Annotated in this window: 25 protein-coding genes; 14 read left to right on the top strand and 11 right to left on the bottom strand. The window is 71.5% G+C overall.

Going from position 1 to position 24102, the window contains the following annotated elements:
- Positions 1 to 19 precede the first annotated feature (19 nt).
- Positions 20 to 1123 carry a branched-chain amino acid aminotransferase gene (locus ACZ63J_RS46675; protein WP_465408376.1) on the bottom strand — a complete coding sequence of 368 codons (1104 nt, stop codon included), beginning with the start codon at positions 1121 to 1123 and terminating at the stop codon, positions 20 to 22.
- A gap of 96 nt (positions 1124 to 1219) precedes the next feature.
- Here ACZ63J_RS46675 and ACZ63J_RS46670 point away from each other — a divergent pair, with 96 nt between their 5' ends.
- Positions 1220 to 1519, top strand: coding sequence for a hypothetical protein (locus tag ACZ63J_RS46670; RefSeq protein ID WP_465308184.1), 300 nt, complete (start codon positions 1220 to 1222; stop codon positions 1517 to 1519).
- On the opposite strand, the gene ACZ63J_RS46665 is transcribed toward ACZ63J_RS46670, so the two are convergent.
- Positions 1506 to 2150 (bottom strand): DUF402 domain-containing protein, encoded by a 645-nt coding sequence (locus ACZ63J_RS46665; RefSeq protein WP_465308186.1) that lies wholly within the window; start codon positions 2148 to 2150, stop codon positions 1506 to 1508. The two genes, ACZ63J_RS46670 and ACZ63J_RS46665, sit on opposite strands and share 14 nt — an antisense overlap.
- Positions 2143 to 2991 carry a hypothetical protein gene (locus ACZ63J_RS46660; RefSeq protein ID WP_465408374.1) on the bottom strand — a complete coding sequence of 283 codons (849 nt, stop codon included), beginning with the start codon at positions 2989 to 2991 and terminating at the stop codon, positions 2143 to 2145. The genes ACZ63J_RS46665 and ACZ63J_RS46660 overlap by 8 nt, the downstream gene beginning before the upstream one ends.
- 110 nt (positions 2992 to 3101) lie before the next feature.
- On the opposite strand from ACZ63J_RS46660, the gene ACZ63J_RS46655 reads away from it, so the two are divergent.
- Positions 3102 to 4601: a leucyl aminopeptidase gene (locus ACZ63J_RS46655; protein ID WP_465408372.1), complete on the top strand. Its 1500-nt coding sequence runs from the start codon at positions 3102 to 3104 to the stop codon at positions 4599 to 4601.
- A gap of 92 nt (positions 4602 to 4693) precedes the next feature.
- On the opposite strand, the gene ACZ63J_RS46650 is transcribed toward ACZ63J_RS46655, so the two are convergent.
- Both ACZ63J_RS46650 and ACZ63J_RS46645 read right to left on the bottom strand, forming a co-directional pair.
- A complete protein-coding gene (locus tag ACZ63J_RS46650) occupies positions 4694 to 5686 on the bottom strand; it encodes an SMI1/KNR4 family protein (RefSeq protein WP_465408370.1) in 993 nt (330 codons plus the stop codon).
- 57 nt (positions 5687 to 5743) lie between these two features.
- Entirely contained in the window at positions 5744 to 6088 is a 345-nt protein-coding gene (locus ACZ63J_RS46645; RefSeq protein WP_465308194.1) for an oxidoreductase, read from the bottom strand.
- A gap of 182 nt (positions 6089 to 6270) precedes the next feature.
- Between ACZ63J_RS46645 and lpdA the strand changes: the two genes are divergently transcribed.
- The 5 genes from lpdA to lipB all read left to right on the top strand — a co-directional run bounded on the left by lpdA (position 6271) and on the right by lipB (position 11816).
- A complete protein-coding gene (lpdA, locus tag ACZ63J_RS46640) occupies positions 6271 to 7644 on the top strand; it encodes a dihydrolipoyl dehydrogenase (protein WP_465308196.1) in 1374 nt (457 codons plus the stop codon).
- 56 nt (positions 7645 to 7700) lie between these two features.
- The gene (gene sucB / locus ACZ63J_RS46635) at positions 7701 to 9485 is read left to right on the top strand and encodes a 2-oxoglutarate dehydrogenase, E2 component, dihydrolipoamide succinyltransferase (protein WP_465408368.1); all 1785 of its coding nucleotides are present in this window, start codon (positions 7701 to 7703) and stop codon (positions 9483 to 9485) included.
- A gap of 98 nt (positions 9486 to 9583) precedes the next feature.
- On the top strand, positions 9584 to 10456 hold the full coding sequence (locus ACZ63J_RS46630; protein WP_465408366.1) for a TIGR01777 family oxidoreductase: 873 nt from the start codon (positions 9584 to 9586) through the stop codon (positions 10454 to 10456).
- Complete coding sequence (locus ACZ63J_RS46625) at positions 10453 to 11076, top strand: phosphatase PAP2 family protein (RefSeq protein WP_465408364.1); 624 nt, start codon at positions 10453 to 10455, stop codon at positions 11074 to 11076. The genes ACZ63J_RS46630 and ACZ63J_RS46625 overlap by 4 nt, the downstream gene beginning before the upstream one ends.
- Entirely contained in the window at positions 11073 to 11816 is a 744-nt protein-coding gene (gene lipB / locus ACZ63J_RS46620) for a lipoyl(octanoyl) transferase LipB (protein ID WP_465408362.1), read from the top strand. Before ACZ63J_RS46625 ends, lipB begins: the two co-directional genes overlap by 4 nt.
- A 6-nt stretch (positions 11817 to 11822) precedes the next feature.
- On the opposite strand, the gene ACZ63J_RS46615 is transcribed toward lipB, so the two are convergent.
- Positions 11823 to 12548: an SDR family oxidoreductase gene (locus ACZ63J_RS46615; RefSeq protein ID WP_465408360.1), complete on the bottom strand. Its 726-nt coding sequence runs from the start codon at positions 12546 to 12548 to the stop codon at positions 11823 to 11825.
- Positions 12549 to 12634: 86 nt separating this feature from the next.
- Here ACZ63J_RS46615 and ACZ63J_RS46610 point away from each other — a divergent pair, with 86 nt between their 5' ends.
- Positions 12635 to 13498, top strand: a complete 864-nt coding sequence (locus ACZ63J_RS46610) for a LysR family transcriptional regulator (RefSeq protein WP_465342545.1) — start codon at positions 12635 to 12637, stop codon at positions 13496 to 13498.
- Here the strand turns inward: ACZ63J_RS46610 and ACZ63J_RS46605 are convergent.
- Complete coding sequence (locus ACZ63J_RS46605; RefSeq protein ID WP_465408358.1) at positions 13486 to 14421, bottom strand: LLM class F420-dependent oxidoreductase; 936 nt, start codon at positions 14419 to 14421, stop codon at positions 13486 to 13488. The genes ACZ63J_RS46610 and ACZ63J_RS46605 overlap by 13 nt on opposite strands.
- Positions 14422 to 14425: 4 nt before the next feature.
- Positions 14426 to 15037, bottom strand: a complete 612-nt coding sequence (locus ACZ63J_RS46600; RefSeq protein WP_465308212.1) for a TetR/AcrR family transcriptional regulator — start codon at positions 15035 to 15037, stop codon at positions 14426 to 14428.
- 131 nt (positions 15038 to 15168) lie between these two features.
- On the opposite strand from ACZ63J_RS46600, the gene ACZ63J_RS46595 reads away from it, so the two are divergent.
- The 4 genes from ACZ63J_RS46595 (at position 15169) to ACZ63J_RS46580 (ending at position 18433) form a co-directional block, all read left to right on the top strand.
- The gene (locus tag ACZ63J_RS46595) at positions 15169 to 15690 is read left to right on the top strand and encodes a hypothetical protein (protein ID WP_465408355.1); all 522 of its coding nucleotides are present in this window, start codon (positions 15169 to 15171) and stop codon (positions 15688 to 15690) included.
- A gap of 72 nt (positions 15691 to 15762) precedes the next feature.
- Positions 15763 to 16713: an oxidoreductase gene (locus tag ACZ63J_RS46590; RefSeq protein WP_465408353.1), complete on the top strand. Its 951-nt coding sequence runs from the start codon at positions 15763 to 15765 to the stop codon at positions 16711 to 16713.
- Between the two features lie 25 nt (positions 16714 to 16738).
- Positions 16739 to 17740, top strand: a complete 1002-nt coding sequence (gene lipA / locus ACZ63J_RS46585; protein WP_465408351.1) for a lipoyl synthase — start codon at positions 16739 to 16741, stop codon at positions 17738 to 17740.
- A gap of 45 nt (positions 17741 to 17785) precedes the next feature.
- On the top strand, positions 17786 to 18433 hold the full coding sequence (locus ACZ63J_RS46580) for a DedA family protein (protein ID WP_465408349.1): 648 nt from the start codon (positions 17786 to 17788) through the stop codon (positions 18431 to 18433).
- A 77-nt stretch (positions 18434 to 18510) separates the two neighbouring features.
- Here the strand turns inward: ACZ63J_RS46580 and ACZ63J_RS46575 are convergent, their stop codons facing one another.
- The 3 genes from ACZ63J_RS46575 to ACZ63J_RS46565 form a co-directional block, all read right to left on the bottom strand.
- Positions 18511 to 19269: a hypothetical protein gene (locus ACZ63J_RS46575; protein WP_465408347.1), complete on the bottom strand. Its 759-nt coding sequence runs from the start codon at positions 19267 to 19269 to the stop codon at positions 18511 to 18513.
- Between the two features lies 1 nt (position 19270).
- Positions 19271 to 19837: a papain-like cysteine protease family protein gene (locus tag ACZ63J_RS46570; protein WP_465408345.1), complete on the bottom strand. Its 567-nt coding sequence runs from the start codon at positions 19835 to 19837 to the stop codon at positions 19271 to 19273.
- A 99-nt stretch (positions 19838 to 19936) separates the two neighbouring features.
- On the bottom strand, positions 19937 to 20893 hold the full coding sequence (locus ACZ63J_RS46565) for a LysR family transcriptional regulator (RefSeq protein WP_465342619.1): 957 nt from the start codon (positions 20891 to 20893) through the stop codon (positions 19937 to 19939).
- 70 nt (positions 20894 to 20963) lie between these two features.
- Between ACZ63J_RS46565 and ACZ63J_RS46560 the strand changes: the two genes are divergently transcribed.
- Both ACZ63J_RS46560 and ACZ63J_RS46555 read left to right on the top strand, forming a co-directional pair.
- Positions 20964 to 21833, top strand: a complete 870-nt coding sequence (locus ACZ63J_RS46560; protein ID WP_465408343.1) for a patatin-like phospholipase family protein — start codon at positions 20964 to 20966, stop codon at positions 21831 to 21833.
- A gap of 105 nt (positions 21834 to 21938) precedes the next feature.
- Positions 21939 to 23150 carry a L,D-transpeptidase gene (locus ACZ63J_RS46555; RefSeq protein WP_465408341.1) on the top strand — a complete coding sequence of 404 codons (1212 nt, stop codon included), beginning with the start codon at positions 21939 to 21941 and terminating at the stop codon, positions 23148 to 23150.
- Positions 23151 to 24102: the final 952 nt, after the last annotated feature.

Below are 24102 nucleotides of genomic sequence, written 5' to 3'. Positions count from 1 at the left end.
GAGGTGGCCTTCACGTACGTCAGGCGAGCGGGACCATCCAGTGGTCGACGTCGGGGCGGGTGCCCTCCTGGATGCCGGTCAGCTCTTCGCGCAGCTTCATCGTCAGCGCGCCGGGCTGCCCGTCGGCGATGGTGAACTCGCCACCGGCGTGCTTGACGTGCCCGACCGGCGTGATCACCGCCGCGGTGCCGCAGGCGAACGTCTCGGTCAGCTCCCCGGAGGCCGACGCCTTCTCCCACTCCTCGGTGGAGATGCGGCGTTCCTCGACCTTGTGCCCGAGCCGCTGCGCGAGCTGCAGCAGCGACTTGCGGGTGACGCCGGGCAGCAGCGAGCCGGACAGCTCGGGCGTGACGACCCGGGCGTTCTCGCCGGAGCCGAAGACGAAGAACAGGTTCATCCCGCCCATCTCCTCGACCCAGCGCCGCTCGACCGCGTCGAGCCAGACCACCTGGTCACAGCCCTTTTCGACGGCCTGTGCCTGCGCCACGAACGACGCCGCGTAGTTGCCGGCGCACTTCGCGGCCCCGGTCCCGCCCGGCGCCGCGCGCACGTACTCGGTCGACAGCCAGACGCTCACCGGCTTCACGCCACCGGCGAAGTACGACCCGGCGGGCGAGGCGATGACCGTGTACACGTAGTCGGCGGCCGGGCTGTTGACCCCGAGCCCGGTCGACGTCGAGATCATGAACGGCCGCAGGTAGAGGGAATCACCCTGCCGGGTGGGCACCCACCGGCCGTCGACGGCGACGAGCTCGCGCAGCGACTCGATGAACACGTCCTCGGGCAGCTGCGGCATGGCGAGCCGCTCGGCCGACTGCCGGAACCGCCGCGCGTTGGCGTCCGGGCGGAACGACGCGATCGAGCCGTCCGGCTGGCGGTAGGCCTTCAGACCCTCGAAGATGGCCTGGCCGTAGTGCAGCACCGAGGTCGCGGGGTCGAGCGTGAACGGGGCGTACGGGCCGACCTGGGCTTCGTGCCAGCCCTCGGCCTTCGACCACTTCACGGTGACCATGTGGTCGGTGAAGTACGTGCCGAAACCAGGAGCGCCGAGTACCTCCGCGACACGGTCCGCGCTCGCAGGACTCGGGTGCGGGACGTGGGCGAACTGCGTCGTGGTCGTCATGGCTAGACGATACCGCTTGGTCGGAGGCGCGTTAGTCGGATGTCCCACTGTTCCGGGTGCCCCGCGCCCGCGTCGTGATGACCCTAAGATGAAGGCGTGACCTACTCCACGGAGCCGGTGCCCCGGCCCAAGACCGGCGGGACCGACGTCAAGACGTTCGTCACCGCGGTGCTGCTGACCTTCGGCGTCGGCCTGCTCGGCATGGTCGGCTGGGCCGTGCTCAGCAGCGGCTTCGGCGGCTTCCTCGGCCTCGTCGCGGGTGTCTTCGGCATCGTGTGGTGGCGCAGCATCCACGACAAGACCGTGTTCCCGAAGGTGATCCCGACGAAGTCGGTGGTGATCCTCGCGGTGGTCAACGCCGTGCTGGCGCTGATCCTGCTGCTCACCGCGGGCTGAGCTCGGCCAGCAGTCCCGCGGGCAGCTCCGGCGCCGGCCAGCCCGGGTCCGGGCGGAAGTCGGTGTCGGTGCCGTCGAACGGGTAGGCGCCGCGCTCGGCCAGCGCGCCGATCCGCTCGCCTTCCGCGCGCAGCCGGTCCAGCTGGTCCCGCGTCAGGCGGCCGACCTCCAGGGCCGCCTCGGCTTCGTCTTCGTCGTCCCAGCGCCAGGCGCCGTCCCGCTCGACGACGACGTCGAGCACCCCGTCGATCCGGTCGAGGGCGCCCGGCGAGCGGCCGAGCGGGATCTCGAGGTTGACGTACCAGTTCTTGAACCGGCCCTCGAGGTCGAAGAACCACCAGACCGACGACCATTCGTCGTCGGCGATCCGGCGCAGGGTCGACGTGCCGTGCCAGGAGTCCGCGACCGCCACCCGCGGGATGCGGAACCGCTGGTCCAGCGGGGCGTCGCGCATCAGGCGGCCGTCGGCGAGCCGGCTGCCGACGATCGGGGTGCCCGCCGGGATCCAGCCCCGCAGGACCCGGCCGTCGTCGTCGAGCACCCGCAGCGGGTGGACCTGGCCGATCGAGCCGTCCGGGCGGTGGAAGCGTTCGAGCACGGTCTCCCCCGGCCGCCCGCGTCGATCACTCACGCGACTCACTGTACCGGCGCGCGCGCACGCCCAGTAGCAGCTCGATCACGGTCGCCAGCCCCGCGAGCACCAGAACGGGCAGCGCGGGCAGGAAGTACGCGGCCACCGCGGCGACGACGAGCCCGGCGAGCCCCGGTGTCCCGGCCCGCTCGCGGACCTCGGCGCCGGCGGCGAGCGCGGGCACCACGGTCGCGACCACGGCCACGACGGTGAGCAGCGGCTGCAGCGCGTCCGCGTCGGCGGCCGAGAGCAGGTCGCGCAGCGACGTCAGCGACAACCCGAGCCGGACGGCGCCGAGCTGGTAGAGCGCGGCGAAGGCGGTCAGCACGGCGACCGCGCCGAGCAGCAGCACGCGCAGGCCCGCGTTCTCGCGTTTCGCCGGCCGCAGGAACGGCAACGCCAGCACGGCGGCGACGAGCACCCCCGCGAAGTCCGGCGGCTGGAGACCGCCCCCGGCGGTCGCCACCGGCGGCACCACGACGCACAACGCGACCAGCACGAGCCCCGCCGCGAGCAGCACCCCGGCCGCGACGCGCCCGACGATCGTCGGGATCTTCAGCCCGGCGAACCCCGCGCCGGCGACCACGACGACGAACCCCGCGGCGGCGAGCTCGCGGTGCGCGGGGAAGACGTAGGCGCCGAACGCGATGGCGTAGACCGTCACCTCCGCCAGCCGCGCGACGGCCACCACGACCCGGTCGACCAGGGCGTCCCCCGGTTCCGGCACCCGCGCCGACACCCCGGCGGCGACCGCCGCGAGCACCAGCCCGGCGAGCAGGAACCAGCCCGCGCCCGCCGCCCCGGCGGCCAGCGCCACCAGCAGCCCACCGCCCAGCCGCACGCGGCCCTCCCTCTCCCTGTGTTCACCCGTGGTCCGGTCGTCATTAGCATGGCTCACGATCCTGTCCGGGCCGGCGCCCGGTACCACCGAGAACGCGCGAGGAGCCAGAAGTGACCGTGCCTAAGCTCGCCCTGTCCGACAACACCGGGGAGGCACTGGCCAAGACGCGCGCCGACGTGGTCGTCATCGGCACCCTGCAGGGCGACGACGGCCCGGTGCTCGCGGCCGGCGCCGCCGCCGTGGACGCCGCCTTCGACGGCCGCCTCGCCGGCCTGCTCGCCACGCTCGGCGCGGGCGGCAAGGCCGAAGAGGTCGTCAAGATCCCGACGCTGGGCAAGCTCCCGGCGGGGGTCGTGCTCGCCGTCGGCCTCGGCAAGGAGGGTGACGGCGTCACCCCCGAGCAGGTCCGCCGCGCCGCCGGCGCCGCCGGCCGCGCGCTGGCCGGCACCGACCGCGCGTTCGTGACGCTGTCGGAGATCGACCTGCAGGCCGCGGTCGAGGGCTCGGTCCTCGGCTCGTACGTCTTCACCGCGTACCGCTCGGAGAAGGGCGACGCCCCGGTCGCGAAGGTCGACTTCGCGAGCCCGTCGGACGGCACCGCTCGGGAGCACAAGGCGACGCTGAAGGCGGCGACCGCGATCGCCGAGGCCGTCCTCACCGCCCGCGACCTGATCAACACCCCGCCGAACGACCTCTTCCCGGCCTCCTTCGCCGACCGCGCGAAGAAGCTGGCCGAGGACAACGGCCTCGAGTTCGAGGTCCTCGACGAGAAGGCCCTCAAGCGCAAGGGCTTCGGCGGCATCCTCGGGGTCGGCGGCGGCTCGGCCCGCCAGCCGCGGCTCGTCCGGCTGGCCTACAAGCCGGCCAAGGCCGCCAAGAAGGTCGCGCTGGTCGGCAAGGGCATCACGTTCGACTCGGGCGGCATCTCGCTCAAGCCCGCCGCCAACATGGACCACATGACCTCCGACATGTCCGGCGCCGCCGGCGTGCTCGCTTCGGTCGTCCTGGCCGCGAAGCTGAAGTACCCGCTGGAGGTCGTCGCGCACATCCCGCTGGCGGAGAACCTGCCGTCCGGGACGTCGTACCGCCCGGGTGATGTGCTCACCATGTACGGCGGCAAGACCGTCGAGGTCCTCAACACCGACGCCGAAGGCCGGCTCGTGCTGGTCGACGCCATGGTGCGCGCGGCCGAGGAGAACCCGGACTACCTGATCGAGACCTCGACGCTGACCGGCGCCCAGGTCGTCGCGCTCGGCAACCGCACCGCCGGCGTGATGGGCTCGGAGGACTTCCGCGACCGCGTCGCCGGGATCATGCGGGCCACCGGGGAGAACGGCTGGGCGATGCCGCTGCCGGAGGAGCTGCGCGCGGACCTCGACTCGCGCCTGGCCGACCTGGCCAACGTGACCGGCCACCGCTGGGGCGGCATGCTCGCGGCCGGGATCTTCCTGCGCGAGTTCGTCGCCGACGGCCTCGACTGGGTCCACATCGACATCGCGGGCCCGTCGTTCAACACCGGCTCGCCGTGGGGTTACACCGGCAAGGGCGGCACCGGTGTCCCGGTCCGCACGATCGCCGCGGTGCTCGCGGACATCGCCGCGAACGGCTGACCCGACAGCGCCCCAATGTGGCCTTGGTTGCGTTGGGGCGCTTGCCGGTTTCGATGTGATCCGCTGCACCCCGGTGCAAAGCAGGCCCTGGGCTAGCCGCTCTGCTGGAGCAGCCGCAGGTGCTGCTCCAGCACCGCCCGGAACGATTCGTGCACGGACGTCCCGAGCACCGGGTCGACCTCCACGACGTGCCCGCCGGCGAACAGCAGCACCGCGGGGTCGGACAGCACGACCACACCGTCGACGGCCCGCAGCTCGGCGGTGCCCAGCAGCCGCGGGAAGACGACGTCCGCGGGCAGGCCGTCGCAGGTCAGCAGGAACTCGCGGTGCGGCAGCCGGGTGCCGAGGCGCGCCTCGACCGCGTCGACCGCCCGGGGTGACGCCGGCGGCGGCGCCGAGCGGCTCCCCCGCAGCCGCAGGATCTCGCCGACCAGGTCGGACCACGACCCCGTCTCGGGCGGGTACCGCTCGTAGAGCGCGGCCACCAGCGCCTCCGCGCACACGCCGGTCCACTCGCCCAGGCCGAGCGGGTCGGCGCCGGCGGCCAACTGTCGCGCCAGGGGCCGTGACGCGGCGAGCGCGGCGACGTCCGGACGCGCCTGGTCAGCCGCGAGCGACGCCCATTCGCCCAGGTCACCGGCGGCGATCGCGGCCCGCAGCCGGTGCGGCCGCGACGGCGAGAGGTGCGTGACGACCGGCGCCAGCGGTGTCCCGTCGAGGAGGTCGGCGGCCGGCCGGGCGAGGTGGGTCTCGTGGGCGCGCTCCTCGGCGTCGAGGTCGAGGGGCGGCAGCGCCGCGGCCCACTCCGGCCGCGCGCCGCGGGCTTCGAAGAGCATCTCCCAGGCCCGGGCCAGGACGGCGGACGGCACGAGCGCGGTCACCGGCCGTTCGGCGCGGGCCGCCCACTGGGTGACCAGGTGATCGGCGTCGCCGAACGCCCCGGCCGAAGCGAGCAGCAGGGCGGCGTGCCCGACGCGGTCGTCGACGTCACCGACCAGGACGTCGCGGACCGCGGCTTCCAGGTACCGATCCGGGCAAAAGCAGGCCGACGCCGGAGCAGCACGTAACCGTTCGCACGAAGCCATTCGGCCATGACTGTGGCCGGATCGGTGGCCGTCGGCACAGTACGCGTCGCGGTCCACCTAGACCTGGCCGCGCTTCTTCCGCTCGGTGTACTCGCGCATGCGCTTCGGGTAGCCGACGCGCGCGACCTCGTAGACCGGGATCGACCGGCGGTGGCCGAACTGCTGCGCGGACTCCAGGCTGCCGATGCGGCGGCGGGTCCACTCACCGTCGTGGGCGATCAACACCACAGTGGTCTCGGTGACGTTCGTCCTGGGCTCGACGAACGCCTCCACACCCCGGCGCGTGGCCGCCCACTCCTCGAGGTGCCGGGTGTCCTCGGAACTGGCTTTCCGCAGCGTGCCGGCCTTCTGCCCGCCCTTGGCGCGCCTGCGCAGCGAGTCGAACAGCCCCACCGCGACCACCTTCCCTCCCGAGACTTCTGCCCCTCATTATCCCGATGTCCGCGTGTGGTCGGTGTCGCACACCCGGCTAGGTCGCAGCCCCGTCCGGCGTAGTGACAAGATGGCGGGTGTCGCGCGCGCGGTTATACCGGGCACAGGCGACGACAGAGCACCACCCCACTGCTTGCCGAGGAGTTATTGAAGTGACCGACACCTCCGCCGACCTCGTGATCCTGGGAGGCGGATCGGGCGGCTACGCCGCGGCGTTCCGCGCGGCCGAGCTGGGCCTTTCCGTCACGTTGATCGAGAAGGACAAGCTCGGCGGGACGTGCCTCCACCGGGGCTGCATCCCGACCAAGGCCCTGCTGCACGCAGCCGAGGTCGCCGACGAAACCCGCGAAGCCGAGGCGGTCGGCGTCAAGGCCGTCTTCGAGGGCATCGACATCGCCGGGGTCAACAAGTACAAGGACGGGATCGTCTCCCGGCTGTACAAGGGCCTGCAGGGCCTGGCCAAGGCGCACAAGGTGAACCTCGTCGAGGGCAGCGGCACGTTCGTCGGCGGCACGACCGTCGAGGTGGACGGCACCCGCTACACCGGCAAGAACGTCATCCTCGCGACCGGCTCGTACTCGCGCACGCTGCCCGGGCTGGAGCTCGGCGGCCGCGTCATCGCCAGCGAGCAAGCCCTCGCCCTCGACTACGTCCCCAAGAAGGTCGTCGTCCTCGGTGGTGGCGTGATCGGCGTCGAGTTCGCCAGCGTCTGGGCCTCCTTCGGCGTGGACGTCACCATCGTCGAGGCGCTGCCCCGGCTGGTCCCGAACGAGGACGAGTTCGCCTCCAAGCAGCTCGAGCGCGCCTTCCGCCGCCGCAAGATCGCCTTCAAGACCGGCGTGCGGTTCACCGGCGCGAAGCAGGACGACAACGGCGTGAGCGTCTCGCTGGAATCCGGCGAGACCCTCGAAGCCGACCTGCTGCTGGTCGCCGTCGGCCGCGGCCCGAACTCGGCCGGCCACGGTTACGAGGAGGCCGGCGTCAAGATCGACCGCGGGTTCGTCCTCACCGACGAGCGGCTGCGCACCAACCTGCCGAACGTCTACGCCGTCGGCGACATCGTCCCCGGCCTGCAGCTCGCGCACCGCGGCTTCCAGCAGGGCATCTTCGTCGCCGAGGAGATCGCCGGGCTCGCCCCGCGCGAGATCGACGAGAGCGGCATCCCGCGGGTGACCTACTCGCACCCGGAGGTCGCGTCGGTCGGGCTGACCGAGTCGCAGGCCAAGGAGAAGTACGGCGCGGACGTCACGACGTTCACCTACGACCTCGGCGGCAACGGCAAGAGCCAGATCCTCAAGACCTCCGGCGGGGTCAAGCTCGTCAAGGCTCCGGACGGGCCCGTCGTGGGTGTACACATGGTGGGCGACCGCGTCGGCGAGCTGATCGGCGAAGCGCAGCTCATCTACAGCTGGGAGGCCTTCCCCGAGGACGTCGCCCCGCTCATCCACGCGCACCCCACCCAGACCGAGGCCCTCGGTGAAGCGTTCCTTGCCCTGGCCGGCAAGCCGCTGCACGTGCACAGCTGACGTCTCACCAGCAGAATCCAGACCACGCAGAATCTTGAAAGAGGAGTCAGCGAACGATGGCCTACTCCGTCACACTGCCGGAGCTCGGGGAGAGCGTCACCGAAGGCACCGTCACCCGGTGGCTTAAGCAGGAGGGCGACACCGTCGAGGTCGACGAGCCGTTGCTCGAGATCTCGACCGACAAGGTCGACACCGAGGTTCCGTCCCCGGTGGCGGGCACGGTCGTGAAGATCAGCGCCGCCGAGGACGAGACCGTCGAGGTCGGCGCCGAGCTCGCCGTCATCGACGACGGTTCGGGCGGCGCGCCCGAGTCGTCCGCCCCGGCGCAGGAAGAGCCCGCGCAGGAGGAGTCCGCGCCCGAGCCGTCGTCCGAGCCCGAGCCGCAGGCCCAGGACAGCGCCCCGGAGAGCGCGCCGAGCAAGCCGGACACCGCGCCGGCCGCCGGTGGTGAAGGCACCGAGGTGAAGCTGCCCGAGCTGGGCGAGAGCGTCACCGAGGGCACCGTCACCCGGTGGCTGAAGCAGGTCGGCGACTCGGTCGAGGTCGACGAGCCGCTGCTCGAGATCTCCACCGACAAGGTCGACACCGAGGTGCCGTCGCCGGTCGCCGGCACGGTGCTGGAGATCCGCGCGGGCGAGGACGAGACCGTCGAGGTCGGCGGGGTCCTGGCCGTGATCGGGGACGCGAACGCCGCGCCCAAGGCCGAGTCGAAGCCGGAGCCGGTCCAGGAGGCCAAGCCCGAGCCGAAGCCGGAACCCAAGCCGGAGCCGAAGCCCGAGCCGGTCCAGGAAGCCAAGCCGGAACCGAAGCCCGAGCCCAAGCCGGAGCCCAAGGCCGAGCCGGCCGCGGCGAAGGAGAGCTCGGCGGACGGCCCGTACGTCACGCCGCTGGTCCGCAAGCTGGCCACCGAGCACGGCATCGACCTCGCGTCGCTGACCGGCAGCGGTGTCGGCGGCCGGATCCGCAAGCAGGACGTCCTGGCCGCGGCCGAGGAGAAGCAGAAGGCGGCTGCCCCGGCCCCCGCTGCTGCTGCTCCGGCGGCGTCGGCTCCCGCGGCGTCCGCCCCGGCCGCGGCCCAGCGCCCGACGGCCGTCTCGGTCTCCCCGGAGATCCAGGCCCTGCGCGGCACCGTGCAGAAGGCCAGCCGGATCCGGCAGATCACGGCCACCAAGACCCGCGAGTCGCTGCAGATCGCCGCGCAGCTCACGCAGGTCCAGGAAGTGGACGTGACCAAGATCGCCAAGCTGCGCCAGCGGGCGAAGGCGGCCTTCAAGGAGCGCGAGGGTGTCAACCTGACGTTCCTGCCGTTCTTCGCGAAGGCCACGGTCGAAGCGCTGAAGCAGCACGCCAACGTCAACGCGTCCTACAACGAGGACACGAAGGAGATCACTTACCACGGCGCCGTGCACCTGGGCATCGCGGTGGACACCGAGCGCGGTCTGCTCTCGGTCGTGATCCATGACGCCGGCGAGCTGAGCCTGGCCGGTCTTGCGCACCGCATCGCCGACCTGGCGGGCCGGGCGCGGGCCAACCAGATCAAGCCCGACGAGCTGTCCGGTGGCACGTTCTCCATCACCAACATCGGCAGCGTCGGCGCCCTGTTCGACACGCCGATCATCGTGCAGCCGCAGTCCGGCATCCTCGGCACGGGCGCGGTCGTCAAGCGCCCGATCGTCGCGACGGACGCCGACGGCAACGACACCATCGCCATCCGGTCGATGGCGTACCTCCCGCTGACCTACGACCACCGCCTGGTGGACGGGGCCGACGCGGGCCGCTTCCTGATGACGATCAAGCAGCGGCTGGAAGAGGGCAACTTCGAGGACGAGCTCGGTCTCTGACTCACCCCGGTGATGGCCGCCACGGAAACTCCCGTGGCGGCCGTCGCCGTTCCCGGACCCGGAGTGCGGGCCGGACTCCGATGGGCCACGATCGACTCATGCGAGTACTGATCGCCGGAGCGAGCGGCTTGATCGGGTCGGCGCTGGGCGAACGCCTGCGGCGCGACGGCCACGAGGTGCGCGCGCTGGTGCGCCGCGAGCCGCGCGGTGGTGAGTTCCGCTGGGATCCGCCGTCGGGCACCATCTCCAGCGGCGCTTTCGAGGGTGTCGACGCCGTCGTCAACCTCGGGGGCAAGCCGCTGTTCCCCGGCCGGTGGAGCGCGATGCGCAAGCAGGAGCTCATCGACAGCCGGGTCGAGCCGACCGAGGTGCTCGCCGAAGCCGTCGCCGAACACGGCGTCGGCGTCCTGGTCAACGCCTCCGCCGTGGGCTACTACGGCAACCCCGGACCGTCCACTGTGGACGAGAACTCCCCGCGTGGGCAAGGGTTCCTGGCCGAGCTCTGCGAAAACTGGGAAGCGGCGACGGCGGCGGCTCGTGACGCGCGCGTGGTGAACATCCGGACCGGGCTGGTCCTGTCGTCGAAGGGCGGCCTGTACGGCCTGCTGCGCCCGCTCTTCCAGTTCTGCCTGGGCGCGCGCCTCGGCGACGGCCGCCAGTACATGCCGTGGATCGCCCTCGAGGACGAAGTCGGCGCGATCGTCCACGCCCTGACGCACGACGACCTGTCCGGCCCGGTGAACCTGACCGGGCCCGCGCCGGTGACCAACGCCGAGTTCACCCGCGTGGTCGGCCGAGCAGTGCACCGGCCCGCGCCGTGGTTCGTGCCCGGGTTCGCGCTCAAGGCGGTGCTCGGCCAGGCGGGTGAGGAGATGGCGTTGTTCGGGCAGCGGGCCGTCCCGGCCGCGCTGGACCGCTCCGGGTACCGGTTCCGGCACCCGACGCTGGACAGCGCGCTCGCGGCCGCATGACCGTTCCGCGGGTGCGCTGGCTGGTCGTCGGCGGGGTGCTCGCCGCCGCGTTCGTCCTGCTCGGGCTGAGTGTCGCGCGGCAGCCGCTGACCCTCGACGTCGAAGTCGCGAACGCGCTGCACGGCGTCTACGCGCAGCCGCTCGGCCGGGTCGCGCAGGCGGTGAGCGACGTCCTCGGCCCGGTCCTCCCCTTCGTCCTCGGCGCGGCCCTGCTCGCGCTGGCGCTGCGCCGGCGCGAGCACCTCGGGCTGTGCGTGCGGCTGGCCGTCGTACTCGTCTTGTGCCGGCTGACCAGCCTGGTGTTCAAGCCGGTCTTCCTGCGCGAACGCCCGCGCGACTACCCGGACCTGAGTTATCCGAGCGGGCACGTCGTGTCGGTGGCGAGCACCGGGTTCGTCGTGCTGCTGCTGTGCGCGTGGCTGTGGCCGCGGCTGGTCCGCCGGGTGGCGGTGGTGGTCGTCGTGGCGGTCGTGCTGATCGCCGTCTGCCGGGTGGTGCTGGGGGTGCACTGGGTCACCGACACGATCGGCGCGGTGCTGGCCGTGACCGGTGTCGGGCTGCTCTCAGCCGGTGCCTTGCGCCTGCTTCCGGCGGGTGACGGGCGTAGCCTCGACGGGTGAGTTCTTCCCGTACCACCTGCCGCGCCAGCACCGAGCCCGTCGACGTCCGGGAGCTCGGCACGATCGACTACACCGAGGCCTGGGAGCTCCAGCGGAGCAGTCTCACCGCCCGCGCCGACGGCACTTCGCCGGACACGATGCTCCTGCTGCAGCACCCGTCGGTGTACACCGCGGGCAAGCGCACCGAGCCGGCCGACCGCCCGACCGACGGCACGCAGGTGATCGACGTCGACCGCGGCGGCAAGATCACCTGGCACGGGCCCGGCCAGCTGGTCGGCTACCCGATCGTGAAGCTCGCCGACCCGATCGACGTCGTGCACTACGTGCGGCGGCTGGAAGAGGCGCTGATCCACGTGTGCGACCAGCTCGGGGTGCACAGCGGCCGCGTCGAGGGCCGCAGCGGCGTGTGGATCCCCGCCGACGACCGCGGCATCGAGCGCAAGATCGCCGCGATCGGCATCCGCGTCCAGCGCGGGGTGACGATGCACGGCTTCGAGCTCAACTGCAACGCCGACCTGGCCGCGTTCGACAGCATCGTCCCGTGCGGCATCCGCGACGCGGGCGTGACGTCGCTGTCCTACGAGCTGCAGCGGGACGTCAGCGTGGAAGCGGTGCTGCCGCTGGCCCGCGACGCCGTCCTCGCGGCCCTCGAAGGCGAGCTCCCGGTGAGCGAGGACCGCTGGCTCCCGCGGCCGGAAGCGCCGCAGGCCCCCGGCGTCACCTTCGCGCTGCAGAACTGAGCGGATTCACCACGGGACAACACCTTCGTCATCGAAGAAGCCGCCGCGCGGGCCGTCGTCCGGGAGGGTGGCGAGCCGCAGCACGACCGCGGCTCCCTGCTCGGGCGTCCGGGGTGCGTTGAAGCCGGTGAAGTCGGTCGCGACGAACCCGGGGCAGGCGGCGTTCACGATGACCTTCGTGTCGGCGAGCCGCCGGGCGTACTGGGTCGTGACGCTGTTGAGCATCGCCTTCGAAGGCGCGTAGGCGGCCAGGACCGGGCCGGGCTGCAGCGCGAGCGAGCCCATGCTGCTCGAGAGGTTCACGACGCGGGGCGCGTCGGCGCGCAGGAGCAGCGGCAGCAGCGCGTTCGTCACGCGGACGACCCCGAACACGTTGGTGTCGAGGACGGTCCGGACGACGTCGAGGTCGAGCGTGGCCGGGTCCTGCGCGCCGTCGTCGGTGCGGCCGGCGATCCCGGCGTTGTTGACCAGGACGTCGAGCCGTCCGGCCTGCTCTTCGACGGCCGCCGCGGCCGCGGTGACGCTCTCGTCGGAGGTGACGTCGAGGGCGACGCCGAACGCGTCGACGCCGGTGGCCTGGAGCTTCTCGACGGCTTCGTCGCGGCGGCCGGCGTCTCGCGCGCCCACCGCGACGGTGAACCCGAGCGTGCCGAGGCCCTGCGCGATGGCAAAGCCGATTCCCTTGTTCGCGCCGGTGACCAGCGCGGTCTTCGTGGTGTTCACGACGTCCATCGTCGGCGCGCCGGCGGACGGCGTCCAAGATCGCTTCAGTACGTTGTGATACTTGGCGGGTATCAGTGATGGGTACGCTGGAACGCGTGCGAGACCTGGAGACGCGTGAGCTTCGGTATTTCGTCGCCGTCGCCGAGGAGCTCCACTTCGGCCGCGCCGCCGACCGGCTCGGGATCGCCCAGCCGCCGCTCTCCCGCGCGATCCGGCTCCTGGAGCAGCGGCTCGACGTCCGGCTCTTCGACCGCGACCGCCGCGGGGTGACGCTGACCGACGCCGGCAGCGTGCTGCTGCGCGAGGCCGGCGTCGCGCTCGACGCCGTCACCGCCGCCGCGCGCCGCACGCGCCGGGCCGCGGACCCGAAGCGGCCGCTGGTGCTCGCGACGAAGGCCGGCGCATCCCACGAACTCCTGCAGCGGCTGCTCGACACGGTCGCGGGTGACCCCGGCGCGGCGCCGGTGGAGGTCCTGCTGTGCGAGGTCAGCGAGCAGGCCGGGCTGCTGCGCGACGGGCAGGCCGACGTGGCGCTGATGCACCGCCCGTACGACGACCTCGCCGGGTTCGACACCGAGGACCTGCAGGTCGAGGGCCAGGTCGCGATCCTGCCCGCGAAGCACCCGCTCGCGGCCCGCGAGCACCTCACGCTCGCGGACGTCCAGAACGTGCCGGACCTGCCGATCGCGCGGTGGCCACGGCTCGACGGCTCCTACCCGGACGGGCCCGGGCCCGAGGTGCGCACCCAGTCGAAGCTCGCCCAGCTGGTGGCCCTGGGCCGGACGCTGCTCGTCATCCCCGCGTCCAGCCGGGCCTGGCAGTGGCCGGAGCACGTCGCGGTGCCGGTCGTCGACGCCCCCGACGTCACCACGGTGCTGGCCTGGCCGGCGAGCACCCGCTCGCCGGCCGTCGCGGCGCTGGTGCGCGCGGCGGCCGGCGCCGGGGGTCAGTCCAGCTGAGGCGCGACTTCGGCCGCGATGAGCTCGAGCTGGTCGAGGTCCGAGAGGTCCAGCAGCTGCAGGTAGACGCGGGTGACCCCGGTCTTCTCCCGCCACTGCCCGAGCCGGTCGACGACCTCGGCGGGCGACCCGGCCAGGCCGCTGGCCCGCAGCTCGGTGACGTCCCGCCCGATCGCGGCCGCCCGCCGCTCGACCTCGGCGTCGTCCCGGCCGACCCCGGCGACCAGCGCCACCGAGCGCAGGATCTCCTTCGGGTCGCGGCCGATCTCCCGGGCCGCCGCCTCGACGCGGGCGAACTGCGCGGCCGCGACGTCCTGGTCGGCGAACGGGAGGTTGAACTCGTCGGCGAAGCGCGCGGCCAGCGCCGGGGTGCGCTTCTTGCCCCCGCCGCCGATGATCACCGGCGGCGGCGGGTGCTGCGCGGGCTTCGGCAGCGCCGGCGAGTCGCTCAGCGTGTAGTAGTCACCCTTGAACGAGTACGTCTCACCCGCCGGCGTCTTCCACAGGCCGGTGACGATCTCGAGCTGCTCGGCGTAGCGGTCGAAGCGCTCCTTCAGCGGCGGCAGCGTGAGGCCGTACGCCTCGTGTTCGGCGTCGTACCAGCCGGCGCCGAGGCCGAACTCGACCCGGCCGCCGGACATCTGGTCGACCTGCGCGACCGAGATCGCGAGCGGGCCGGGGTGCCGGAACGTCGCCGCGGTGACGAGCGTGCCGAGCCGGATCCGGCTGGTCTCGCGGGCCAGGCCGGCCAGGGTGATCCAGGCGTCGGTCGGGCCGGGCAGGCCGTCGGCCGAGCCCATCTTCAGGTAGTGGTCGCTGCGGAAGAAGGCGTCGTACCCGGCGTCTTCGGTCGCCTTGGCCACGCGCAGCAGGTCGTCGTAGCTGGCCCCTTGCTGGGGCTCGGTGAAGATCCTCAAGTCCACGGCGTCAGCCTATAGAGACGTCGGGCTCCGTGCGGCGCAGGCGGACCAGCATGCGGACGATCACGTCTTCGATCTCGGCGCCGACCTTCTTCGGATCCGGCGAGCTGGCGATCTCGGTGGCCGCGCTCGACAGCGCGCCGAACAGCAGCCGCGCGGTGACCTCCACCGGCACCGGCTCGACCTCACCGGCGTCGATCAGCGACTGCAGGCCCGAGCGCACGAGCCCGAAGCTGCAGCGCTCCTCGGCTTCGCGCCAGCGCTCCCAGCCCATGACGACCGGGGCCTCGTGGATGGCGATCCGCTGGTACGCCGGGTCGAGGCAGGCGCGGATGAACGCGTTGAGCCCGCCGAGGGCCCGCTCCCAGGGGGAGCCGTCGCCGGACATGATCTTCTCGAGGCGGTCGTAGACGAGGCTTTCGACCTGGTCGAACGCGGCCTCGAACAGCGCCTGCTTGCCGCTGAAGTGGTGGTACAGCGCCCCTTTGGTGACCCGCGCGCGTTTGGCGATCTCGTCGAGCGAGGTCCCCGCGTAACCCCGTTTGGTGAACAGTTCCACCGCGCTGTCGACCAGCGCCGACCGCGTCGACTCCGAATAGTCGAGCCGTCTGGACCTCATTGTCGCCACCTTCACAACATTACGCCCGGAAGATCTCTCCATACCCATGGTATGTTCACCGTGTCAGGTCCGTACCGGGAGTATGCCGCAGACCCGCGGTATGACGCCCGCCACGGAAGGGGAGCCCCACGATGAGCTGGACCGACTTCTACCGACGTCAGGAAATCCTCGACGCGATCGTCCGCCTCGCCGCCCGGAACCCGGGCGCGCCGCTGCCGCTCGACGAGGTCCCGGGCGCCGAAGAGCACTTCGGCACCGAGGAAAACGTCCTGGCCGCCCTGCAGCACAAGTGGACGCAGGTGCTGAGCGGACGGCTGCGCGCCGAGGTCACCGACCCGGACGACGCCGACGGCCTCGGTGACCACGTCGACGCCGTCACGCGCGCCTGGCGCGCCACCGTCGAAGAGCACGAGACGCTGCGCGCGGTGCTCGACGGCGCCTTCGAGCGGCACGCGTCGCTGCGGCGGATGCACGAAGGCGAGCTGCGGATGCTCGCCGTCACGGCCGGGCTGGCCGACGCACGTGAGCCGGGCGACGAGATCGTCCGGGTGGGTCACGCGCTCGAGGCGCTGCTGCGCACGAGCCACGACGAGCCCGTCCGCCGCCGTCCCGTCATGGGACACCTGCGGCGCCTGCTCGCGCCGAGTGCGTAACAATTCGACCAGTGGCGCGCAGCGTCTCCGTTGAGGGCGGCGGCGGGGGCATGGATGGAGTAAATAGAGCGCATGACGGAGCGCTGGACCGACACCGACATCCCCGACCAGACCGGCCGGACCGCACTGGTCACCGGGGCGAACTCGGGGCTCGGGCTGCGCACCGCCGAGGTGCTCGCGGGCAAGGGGGCCCGTGTGCTCCTCGCCTGCCGCTCCGCCGAACGCGGGGCGAAGGCACTGGACCTCGTCAAGGCGGCCGCCGCGGGCGCCGGGCCCGAGCTCATCCCACTGGACCTGAGCGAGCTCGCCTCGGTGCGCGCGGCCGCCGCGTCGGCCCGGGAGCTGACCGGCGACCGGCTGGACATCCTGGTGAACAACGCGGGCGTGATGGCGACCGCCCGCGGCCGCACCGCCGACGGCTTCGAGCTGCAGTTCGGCACCAACTACCTCGGCCACGCGGCGCTGACCTGGCTGCTGATGCCCGCCCTGCGCGGCGGACGGCACGCCCGCGTCGTCACGCTGTCGAGCCTCGCCGCCACCGGCGCCCGCATCCACCTCGACGACCCGAACGGCGACCACCGGCGTTACAACCCGGCCACCGCGTACGGCCAGTCGAAGCTCGCCGACCAGGTGTTCGCGGTCGAGCTGGACCGGCGCCTGCGCGCGTCGGGCTCGGACATCCTGAGCGTCGCCGCGCACCCCGGGTACACCGCGACCGGGCTCGGCAGCGGCATGGCGCGCTCGTACTCCAACCCGGTGGTCCGGTCCGTGATCGCCGGCGGCCACCGTCTCGGCGAGGTCCTGTTCGCCCAGGGTCCGCGTCTCGGCGCCCTCCCCCAGCTCTACGCGGCCACCGCGGACGGCGTCGAAGGCGGGTCGTACTTCGCCCCGCGTGGTCTCGGAAACCTCCGTGGTTACCCGGTCCGCGTGCCCACGCTGGCCACCGCCCGCATCGAGCCGCTGGGGTCCGCATTGTGGGAGCTCACGGCGAAGTTGACCGACGTCACCCCCGATCCCGCGTAGCCCGGACGGGCGTACGGTTGAGGGCGTGAGTGCTGCGCCTGAAGGCCGGAAGCTGCTGCGCCTGGAAGTCCGCAACAGCGAGACGCCGATCGAGAAGAAGCCGCCGTGGATCAAGACGCGGGTGCGGATGGGCCCGGAGTTCACCGAACTCAAGGGTCTGGTGCGCCGCGAAGGTCTCCACACCGTCTGTGAAGAAGCGGGTTGTCCCAACATCTACGAGTGCTGGGAAGACCGTGAAGCCACGTTCCTGATCGGTGGGGATCAATGCACGCGCCGTTGTGACTTCTGTCAGATCGACACTGGGAAGCCCGCGGAGCTGGACCGCACTGAGCCGCGCAAGGTTGCGGAGTCCGTGCAGGCCATGGGTCTGCGGTACTCGACAGTCACCGGTGTGGCCCGTGACGACCTTTCCGACGGTGGAGCCTGGCTGTATGCGGAGACTGTGCGTCAGATTCACGCTTTGAACCCGGGTACCGGTGTCGAGCTGCTGATTCCGGACTTCAACGCCGACCCTGAGCAGCTGGCCGAGGTGTTCGGTTCGCGGCCGGAGGTGTTGGCGCACAACGTCGAGACGGTGCCGCGGATCTTCAAGCGCATCCGTCCCGGCTTCCGCTACGCGCGGTCGCTTGAGGTCATCACCGCTGCGCGTGAGGCCGGTTTGGTGACGAAGTCGAACCTGATCCTCGGCATGGGCGAGACGCCCGACGAGGTCGCTCCGGCGATGCGGGACCTGGTCGACGCGGGCTGCGAGATCCTGACGATCACGCAGTACCTGCGGCCGTCGCCGCGGCACCACCCGGTGGACCGCTGGGTCAAGCCCGAAGAGTTCGTCGAGCACTCCCAGGCCGCGGAAGCGATGGGCTTCGCCGGTGTCATGGCGGGGCCGCTCGTGCGGTCGTCGTACCGCGCGGGACGGCTTTACGCCCAGACCAAGGCCCACCGCGGCGAGGTCCTGCCGGAAAACCTCCAGCACCTCGCCGTCGAAGGACCCGCAGCTCAGGAAGCCGCGTCGCTCCTGGCGCGGTGACGCACGTCACCCCACCATCCTTAAAGGATCGGTAAAGTGGGTGGCATGGCCCTGGTTTCGGACCTCCTCAGCTGGTTGCAAGGACTCCCGGAACCGGGGCTCGTCGCGGCCACCGGCGGCCTGGTGTTCGCCGAATGCACGATCGGGCTGGGTTTCCTGGCCCCGGGCGAGTCCGGGCTGCTCATCGCGGCGACGACGGCGAACACCGTCGCGCGGTTCCTGGTCCTGTGGCTGGTGGTGACGGTCTGCGCCACGGCGGGCGACGCGCTCGGCTACCTGATCGGCCGCCGGTTCGGTCCGCGGCTGCGTGAGACGAAGCTGATCCGCAAGTACGGCCTGGAAGCGTGGGACAAGGCGACCGGGGTCCTGGAGCGCCGAGGAGCGTGGGCGGTGTTCTTCGCCCGCTTCCTGCCGGTGATCCGCACGCTCACCCCGGCCGCGGCGGGCACTTCGGGCCTGCCGTTCCGCAAGTTCCTCCCGGCCGCCGCGGCGGGCGCGTTCTGCTGGTCGTTGGTGCACATCAGCATCGGCGCAGCGCTGGGTGAAGCGGCGAAGCGGATCGAGGGTGCGCTCAACACCGGCGGGCTGGTCGTGGTCGGTGTGCTCGTGGCCGTGGGGGTGTTCTTCTTGCTGCGCTTGAAGAAGCGGAAGGCTCTCGCGACGCCGGAACGCGAGCCGGAAACGGTTCCCTGACCGCGCCGACCAGAACCGGCGCGCACGAAGCCCACGAGGGTGCGACCCGGGCGTGCCCGAGCCGCACCCTCCCGGCGTCAGCGGCGGGCGCGCGCCGCCTTGCCGGTGGCCCAGCCGATCAAACCGAGCGCCAACAGCGCCCCACCGGCGACGAACGGCCAGGAACCCGGGCCCGAGCTCGGCGAAAGCGCCGGAGCCGGGGTCGCGGCGAGGTCGTACCCGCCGAACTTCCCCTGCGCCCGGTACGCCGAGCCGGGCAGCTTGTCGCCGTACAACCGGTGCACCAGCTGCTGGTACGCCGGCAGCGCGACGCCGTCGCCGACCCGCTGCCGGGCCGGGTCGTTCAGCGGCAGCACCCGGCCGTCACGCAGCCGGTACCACGCGTTGACCTGCGGCTCGGTGAACACGAGGTCCGCGCCGGCCTGCGCCGGGTACGTCACCTCCTCGGTGCCCGTCGTGAAGTTGGTCGCGGTCCAGCCCGCCGCTTCCCGGGTCACCCACACGGTGGCCTGCCGGCCCGTCGACGCCGAAGCGCGCACCGCGAAGTACGCGAACGCCGCCGGCTTCGCACCGGGCGTCCCGGCGACGAACGCCGGGTCCAGCGAGTAGACGCTCAGCGGCTCACCGGTCACTTCGGGCGTCTGCGCCACGTCGGCGCGGGCGACCCCGGCACGGGCGTCGAGCTGCCCGAAGAACGCCGAGAGCTGAGTGCTCGCCGAAGCGACCGCCTGCTTGGCCGCGTCGACGTCGGAAGAAGAAGCCGAAGCCGTGCCACCGAACCCGACCACCAGGGCCGCACCCGCGAGCAGGACACCGAATCCACGGAAGAGTTTCATCTCACGCCCCGATCCGGTAGAGGGACTGCGCCCACTGGAACTGTCCATTGCGGACGTAGCTCGAGTGCGCCATCGCGCTGTAGCGCTGGCTGCTCGGCCACGGGTCGCCGTAGTACACCAGCCCGCTCGTGTCGTAGCCGTAGATCACCTGCGCGTGCCCGCCGCCGGCCGTCCAGTAGATGCCGGTCTCGATCGGGCGCCGCGCGGTGATCTCGCTCTGCACCGACGCGAAGCTGAGCGCGTTGGTGACCGTGCCGGGCCGCAGCCCGAGCGCCTGGTAACCGCGCTGGACGTAGGTCAGCTCACCAGCCTGGTTGGGGCACTGCGAACCGGCCGGGTAACCGCGGGAGTAGTCGCAGAAGGTGTTCTGGCTGACGCTCGCGCCGTAGCCGAGGAACCGGGCGATGGTCAGGCCGCTCGCGGCCCAGCACCACTGGTCCTGCTCCTGGACCAGCTGGCTGATGGGCAGCGTCGTGGCGGCCCGGGGTGCGGCGGACGCGGGCGGCGAGAGCAGGCCGAGGACGGCCGCGCACAGCACACCGAGCGCCATTGCTCGTCTGAAGTGCATTCGTTGCTCCTTGTCGGCAACAGGTGGGGACTTCGTGAGCTTCTCCCGTTGCCGCGCCGGGCAGTAATCCCAGCGGGGATAACACCGGCGTTATGCCGCCTATCGGGCGGAGACGAGCACCGGCTCCTCCGGGTGCCGCCGGCACCACCGCGCGAAGTGCGGGTTCCGCTGCCGCGACGCCGCATACGCGACCTCCGCGCACCGGAACACCTCGTCGGTGGCCGGCGTGCGGGCATCGTCCTCGCGCGTCGCGAACAACAGCGTCGTCCAGAGCGGATCACCCGCGAGCGGCAGCGCGACGAGCCCCGGCGGCGGCGCCGAAGCCGCCTGCGCGAGGCAGACCGCGCCCTGGGCGATCAGCGTCCCGGCCGTGCCCGCCTCCGACGTGAAGTGCCGCACGCGCGGGGTGAACCCGGCGGCCGCGCACGCCTGCAGGAACCGGACGCGCACGCAGTTTTCGTGCGGGGGCGGCAGGATCCAGTCGCAGTCCGCGAGGTCGGCGAGCTCGACCACGCCGTCGCGGATCGCCGGGTGGCCGTCGGCGATCCCGACGAAGATCGGCTCGGTGGCGAGCGACCGCACGGTCAGGCCCGCGAAGTGGTGTGCCTCCGTGCCGTCGAAGTGTTCGAGCAGCGCGACGTCGACCCGGTTCGTCGCAAGGAGTTTCAGCAGGGTCAGCGACGCCGGTTCGGCGTAGGTCTGGACGTCGAGGTCCCGCAGCTCCTCGATGAACCGGCCGATGATGAGCAGCGGCACGTACCCGATCCGCAGGGTCCCGGGGCCGCCCTCGCCGTGGCGGCGGGCCGTCGCGACGAGCGCCTGCATGTCGGACAACAGCGCGTCGGCGCGGGCCAGCACGAACCGGCCGAGCTCGGTCGGGCGCACCCCGCTCGGACCGCGGACGAACAGGTCGCCGCCGAGGATCCGTTCGATCCGCTTGAGCTGCGCGGTGAGCGCGGGCTGGCTGACGCCGAGCACCGTGGCGGCGCGGCTGACACTGCCACCGTCCGCGACGGCGCGGACGGCCCTGAGATGCCGCAGCTCCAGCTCGGCCACGCCCAGCAGGTTAACGCCGTCTTCACGGCCGGCACGACCTGCGAAAGTCGGGCTTACTACATTCGGCGGTATGAGTCTCGCGGATCTTCCCCGGCCGATCGGGTTCGTCCTCGGTGGCGGCGGCAGCCTCGGCGCGATGCAGGTCGGCATGCTGCGCGCCCTGACCGAGGCCGGGGTCGCGCCGGACCTCGTCGCGGGCACGTCGGTGGGCTCGCTCAACGCGGCCGTGCTGGCCCGCACCGGCGGCGACGCGCTGGAGCGCCTGCGCGGCATCTGGGCGCACATGACGCGGGCCGAGGCGTTCCCCGGCGGCGTGCTGAGCCGCGTCCGGACGCTGACGCAGAGCAAGACGCACCTGTTCCCCAACAGCGGCCTGACGGCGATCATCGCCGACCACCTCGGCGCCGACACCCGCTTCGAGGACCTGGCGCTGCCGCTCGGCGTCGTCACGACGCAGGTCGACACGGCCGAGCCGCTGCTGATCCGGTCCGGGCGGCTGCTCGAGCCGTTGCTGGCGAGCTGCGCGATCCCGGGGATCTTCCCGCCGGTGGAGCACGAGGGCCGGTTGCTGTACGACGGCGGGCTCGTCGCGAACGTCCCGATGCGGCAGGCGCTGGCCATGGGCGCGCAGTCGCTGGTGGTGCTCGACTGCGCGTTCCCGGGGAAGCTGCCGGAGGCGCCGCGGACGTTCGCCGAGGTGATGATGTTCACCGCGATGATCTCCATGCGGAACCAGGCGGTGCTGGAAGCGCCGGTGGCGGCCGCACAGGTCCCCGTCGTCTACCTGCCCGGGCCGGCCCCGGCACGTGTGAACCCGCTCGACTTCGGGCACACGGAAGCACTGGCGGAAGAGGCGTACGCGGCGGCGCGGGAGTTCCTGGACGCGATCACCGTGAGCGGGCCGGGACTTTACGGGGCGCCGGGCCTCGTCGTCACGTGATCCGCGTCACGCCGATGCACCGATCCGCCCGGAAGAACGTCATCGCTATCGCGTAGTTTTGATGACGAATGCCCGCCGATCCCGATTTCCCAAAAAAGAGACAATATGCTCCCCAAGAAGATTTTACTTTCGGTGGCCGGAATCCTCGCCGGAGCACTGCTGCTTTCCGCCTGTTCGTCCGGTGACGACGGCGGCACGCCCGCCGGCGGCGCCTCCGCGTCCGATTCGGCGTCGCCGTCCGCAACGCCGGTCGCGGTGACGTTCGAGCCGGCCGGCGGCGCGGCGGTGAACCCGGCGACGCCGGTCGTCGTGAAGGCGGCCAACGGGAAGCTCGTCGACGTCACCGTGACCAACACGGCCAAGGGAAAGACGGTCGCCGGCAAGCTCGCCACGGACGGCCTCAGCTGGACCTCGACCGAGCCCCTCGGCTACGGCGCGACGTACAAGATCGTCGCGCACGCCCAGGGCGCCGACGGGAAGCCGATCGAGCAGGACAACCAGATCAGCACGATCGCGCCCAAGAAACAGGCCAACGCCAACCTGATCCCGGCGCCGTCCGCGGTGGCGAGCACGGGTGTCGGCGTCGGCCAGCCGATCGTCTTCAGCTTCGGCAAGATCGCCGTCAAGAACAAGGCGGAGGTCGAGAAGGCGCTGTCGGTCGAGTCGACGCCGAAACAGGACGGTGGCTGGTACTGGATCGACGACTCGAACGTCCACTACCGGCCGAAGGAGTACTGGAAGGCCGGCACGACGCTGAAGGTGACGGCGAAGATCTACGGCGTCGATTTCGGCAACGGCGTCTTCGGCGCGGAGGATCGCACGGAGACGTACAAGGTGCACGATTCCTGGATCGCGAAGGCGGACGGGAACACCGAGCAGATGCAGATCTTCCACAACGGCGCGATGGTGAAGTCCATGCCGATCTCGATGGGCAAGGACGCCACCCCGACCCATTTGGGCGCGCACGTCATTTCGGACAAGCAGGCGAACTACACGATGGACTCGTGCACGTACGGCGTCTGCCCGCCTGATCCGAAGGCGTACCGGTCGAACGAGAAGTTCTCCGAGCGGATTTCCAACGACGGCGAGTTCGTCCACGAGAACCCGAACAGCGTGGGACAGCAGGGAAGTTCGAACGTCTCCCACGGCTGCATCAACCTGAACGGCGCGAACGCCCAGTGGTTCTTCCAGAACATGGGCCTGGGCGACGTCGTGGAGGTGACCAACTCCGGAGGCCCGCAGCTCCCGGTGTGGGACCTGTACGGCGACTGGTCCAAGTCCTGGGCCGACTGGCAAGCCGGCTCCGCCATCAAGTAACCCCCACTTCCCTTCGATCCCCTTCGTCACTTCGTCACTTCGGTCCCCAGGGGGCCAGGAGCTCCGCTCCTGGCCCCCTTCTCTTACCCCCACTCCCCCCGTTCCCCCACCCCACGTGTCGACCCTCCAATCACACGTGTCGACCTTCCAATCACGCGTGATACCTCCCCAATCACGCGAGATTCCTCTCCAGTCACGCGAGATGCCTCTTCAGCCAGGCCTACCGGCCCAGCAATCACGCGAGTTCCGGCTGCAATCACGTCACTTCCGGCTCCAGTCACACCAGTCCCGGCCCCAATCACGTGAGATCCGGCTCTGATCACGCGAGATTCCCTCGATCACCCCGGCCGCAGCGACCGGCGTGGGCCGGCTCGCGTGCCCAAACCGTCGATTCGCGTACCTGGGAGCCGCCAGTCGGCGTGATCCGGGAGGCATCGGGTGTGCCTGGAGGGGCATCACGCGTGATTGGGCGGGTATCAGGCTGGGCCGCGGGTTGGTGCCGGCGTGATCCGGGCCGTCACTCGCGTGATCAGGGACCGAACTCGCGTGACTGGAGCCAGAACTCGCGTGACTGACGGCGGAACTCGCGTGACTGCAGCGCCGACACCCGTGATTGGGGAGTCGACACGCGTGTTTGCAGGGTCGACACGCGTGATCAGAAGGTCAACTCGCGGACCTAGAGAGCCGACACGCGTACCCGGACGGACGACTCGCGTACCTGAGTGGACGACACGCGACCTGCACGGCCGGCTCCCGTACCTGGATGGACGACACGCGCACCTGGATGGCCGGCTCGCGTACCTGAGCGGACGACACGCGTACGTGGGGGGACGACACGGGTTTTGGGCATGCAGAAAGGCCCCGGGAGAACCATCACTGGTCCTCGACCGGGGCCTATCCGTTCGTTAAGTTCGGCGGTGTCCTACTCTCCCACAACCCTTCGGTTGCAGTA

The sequence above is a fragment of the Amycolatopsis sp. NPDC104863 genome, assembly GCF_055582965.1.
This window is presented reverse-complemented; position numbering and strand designations above follow the sequence as displayed.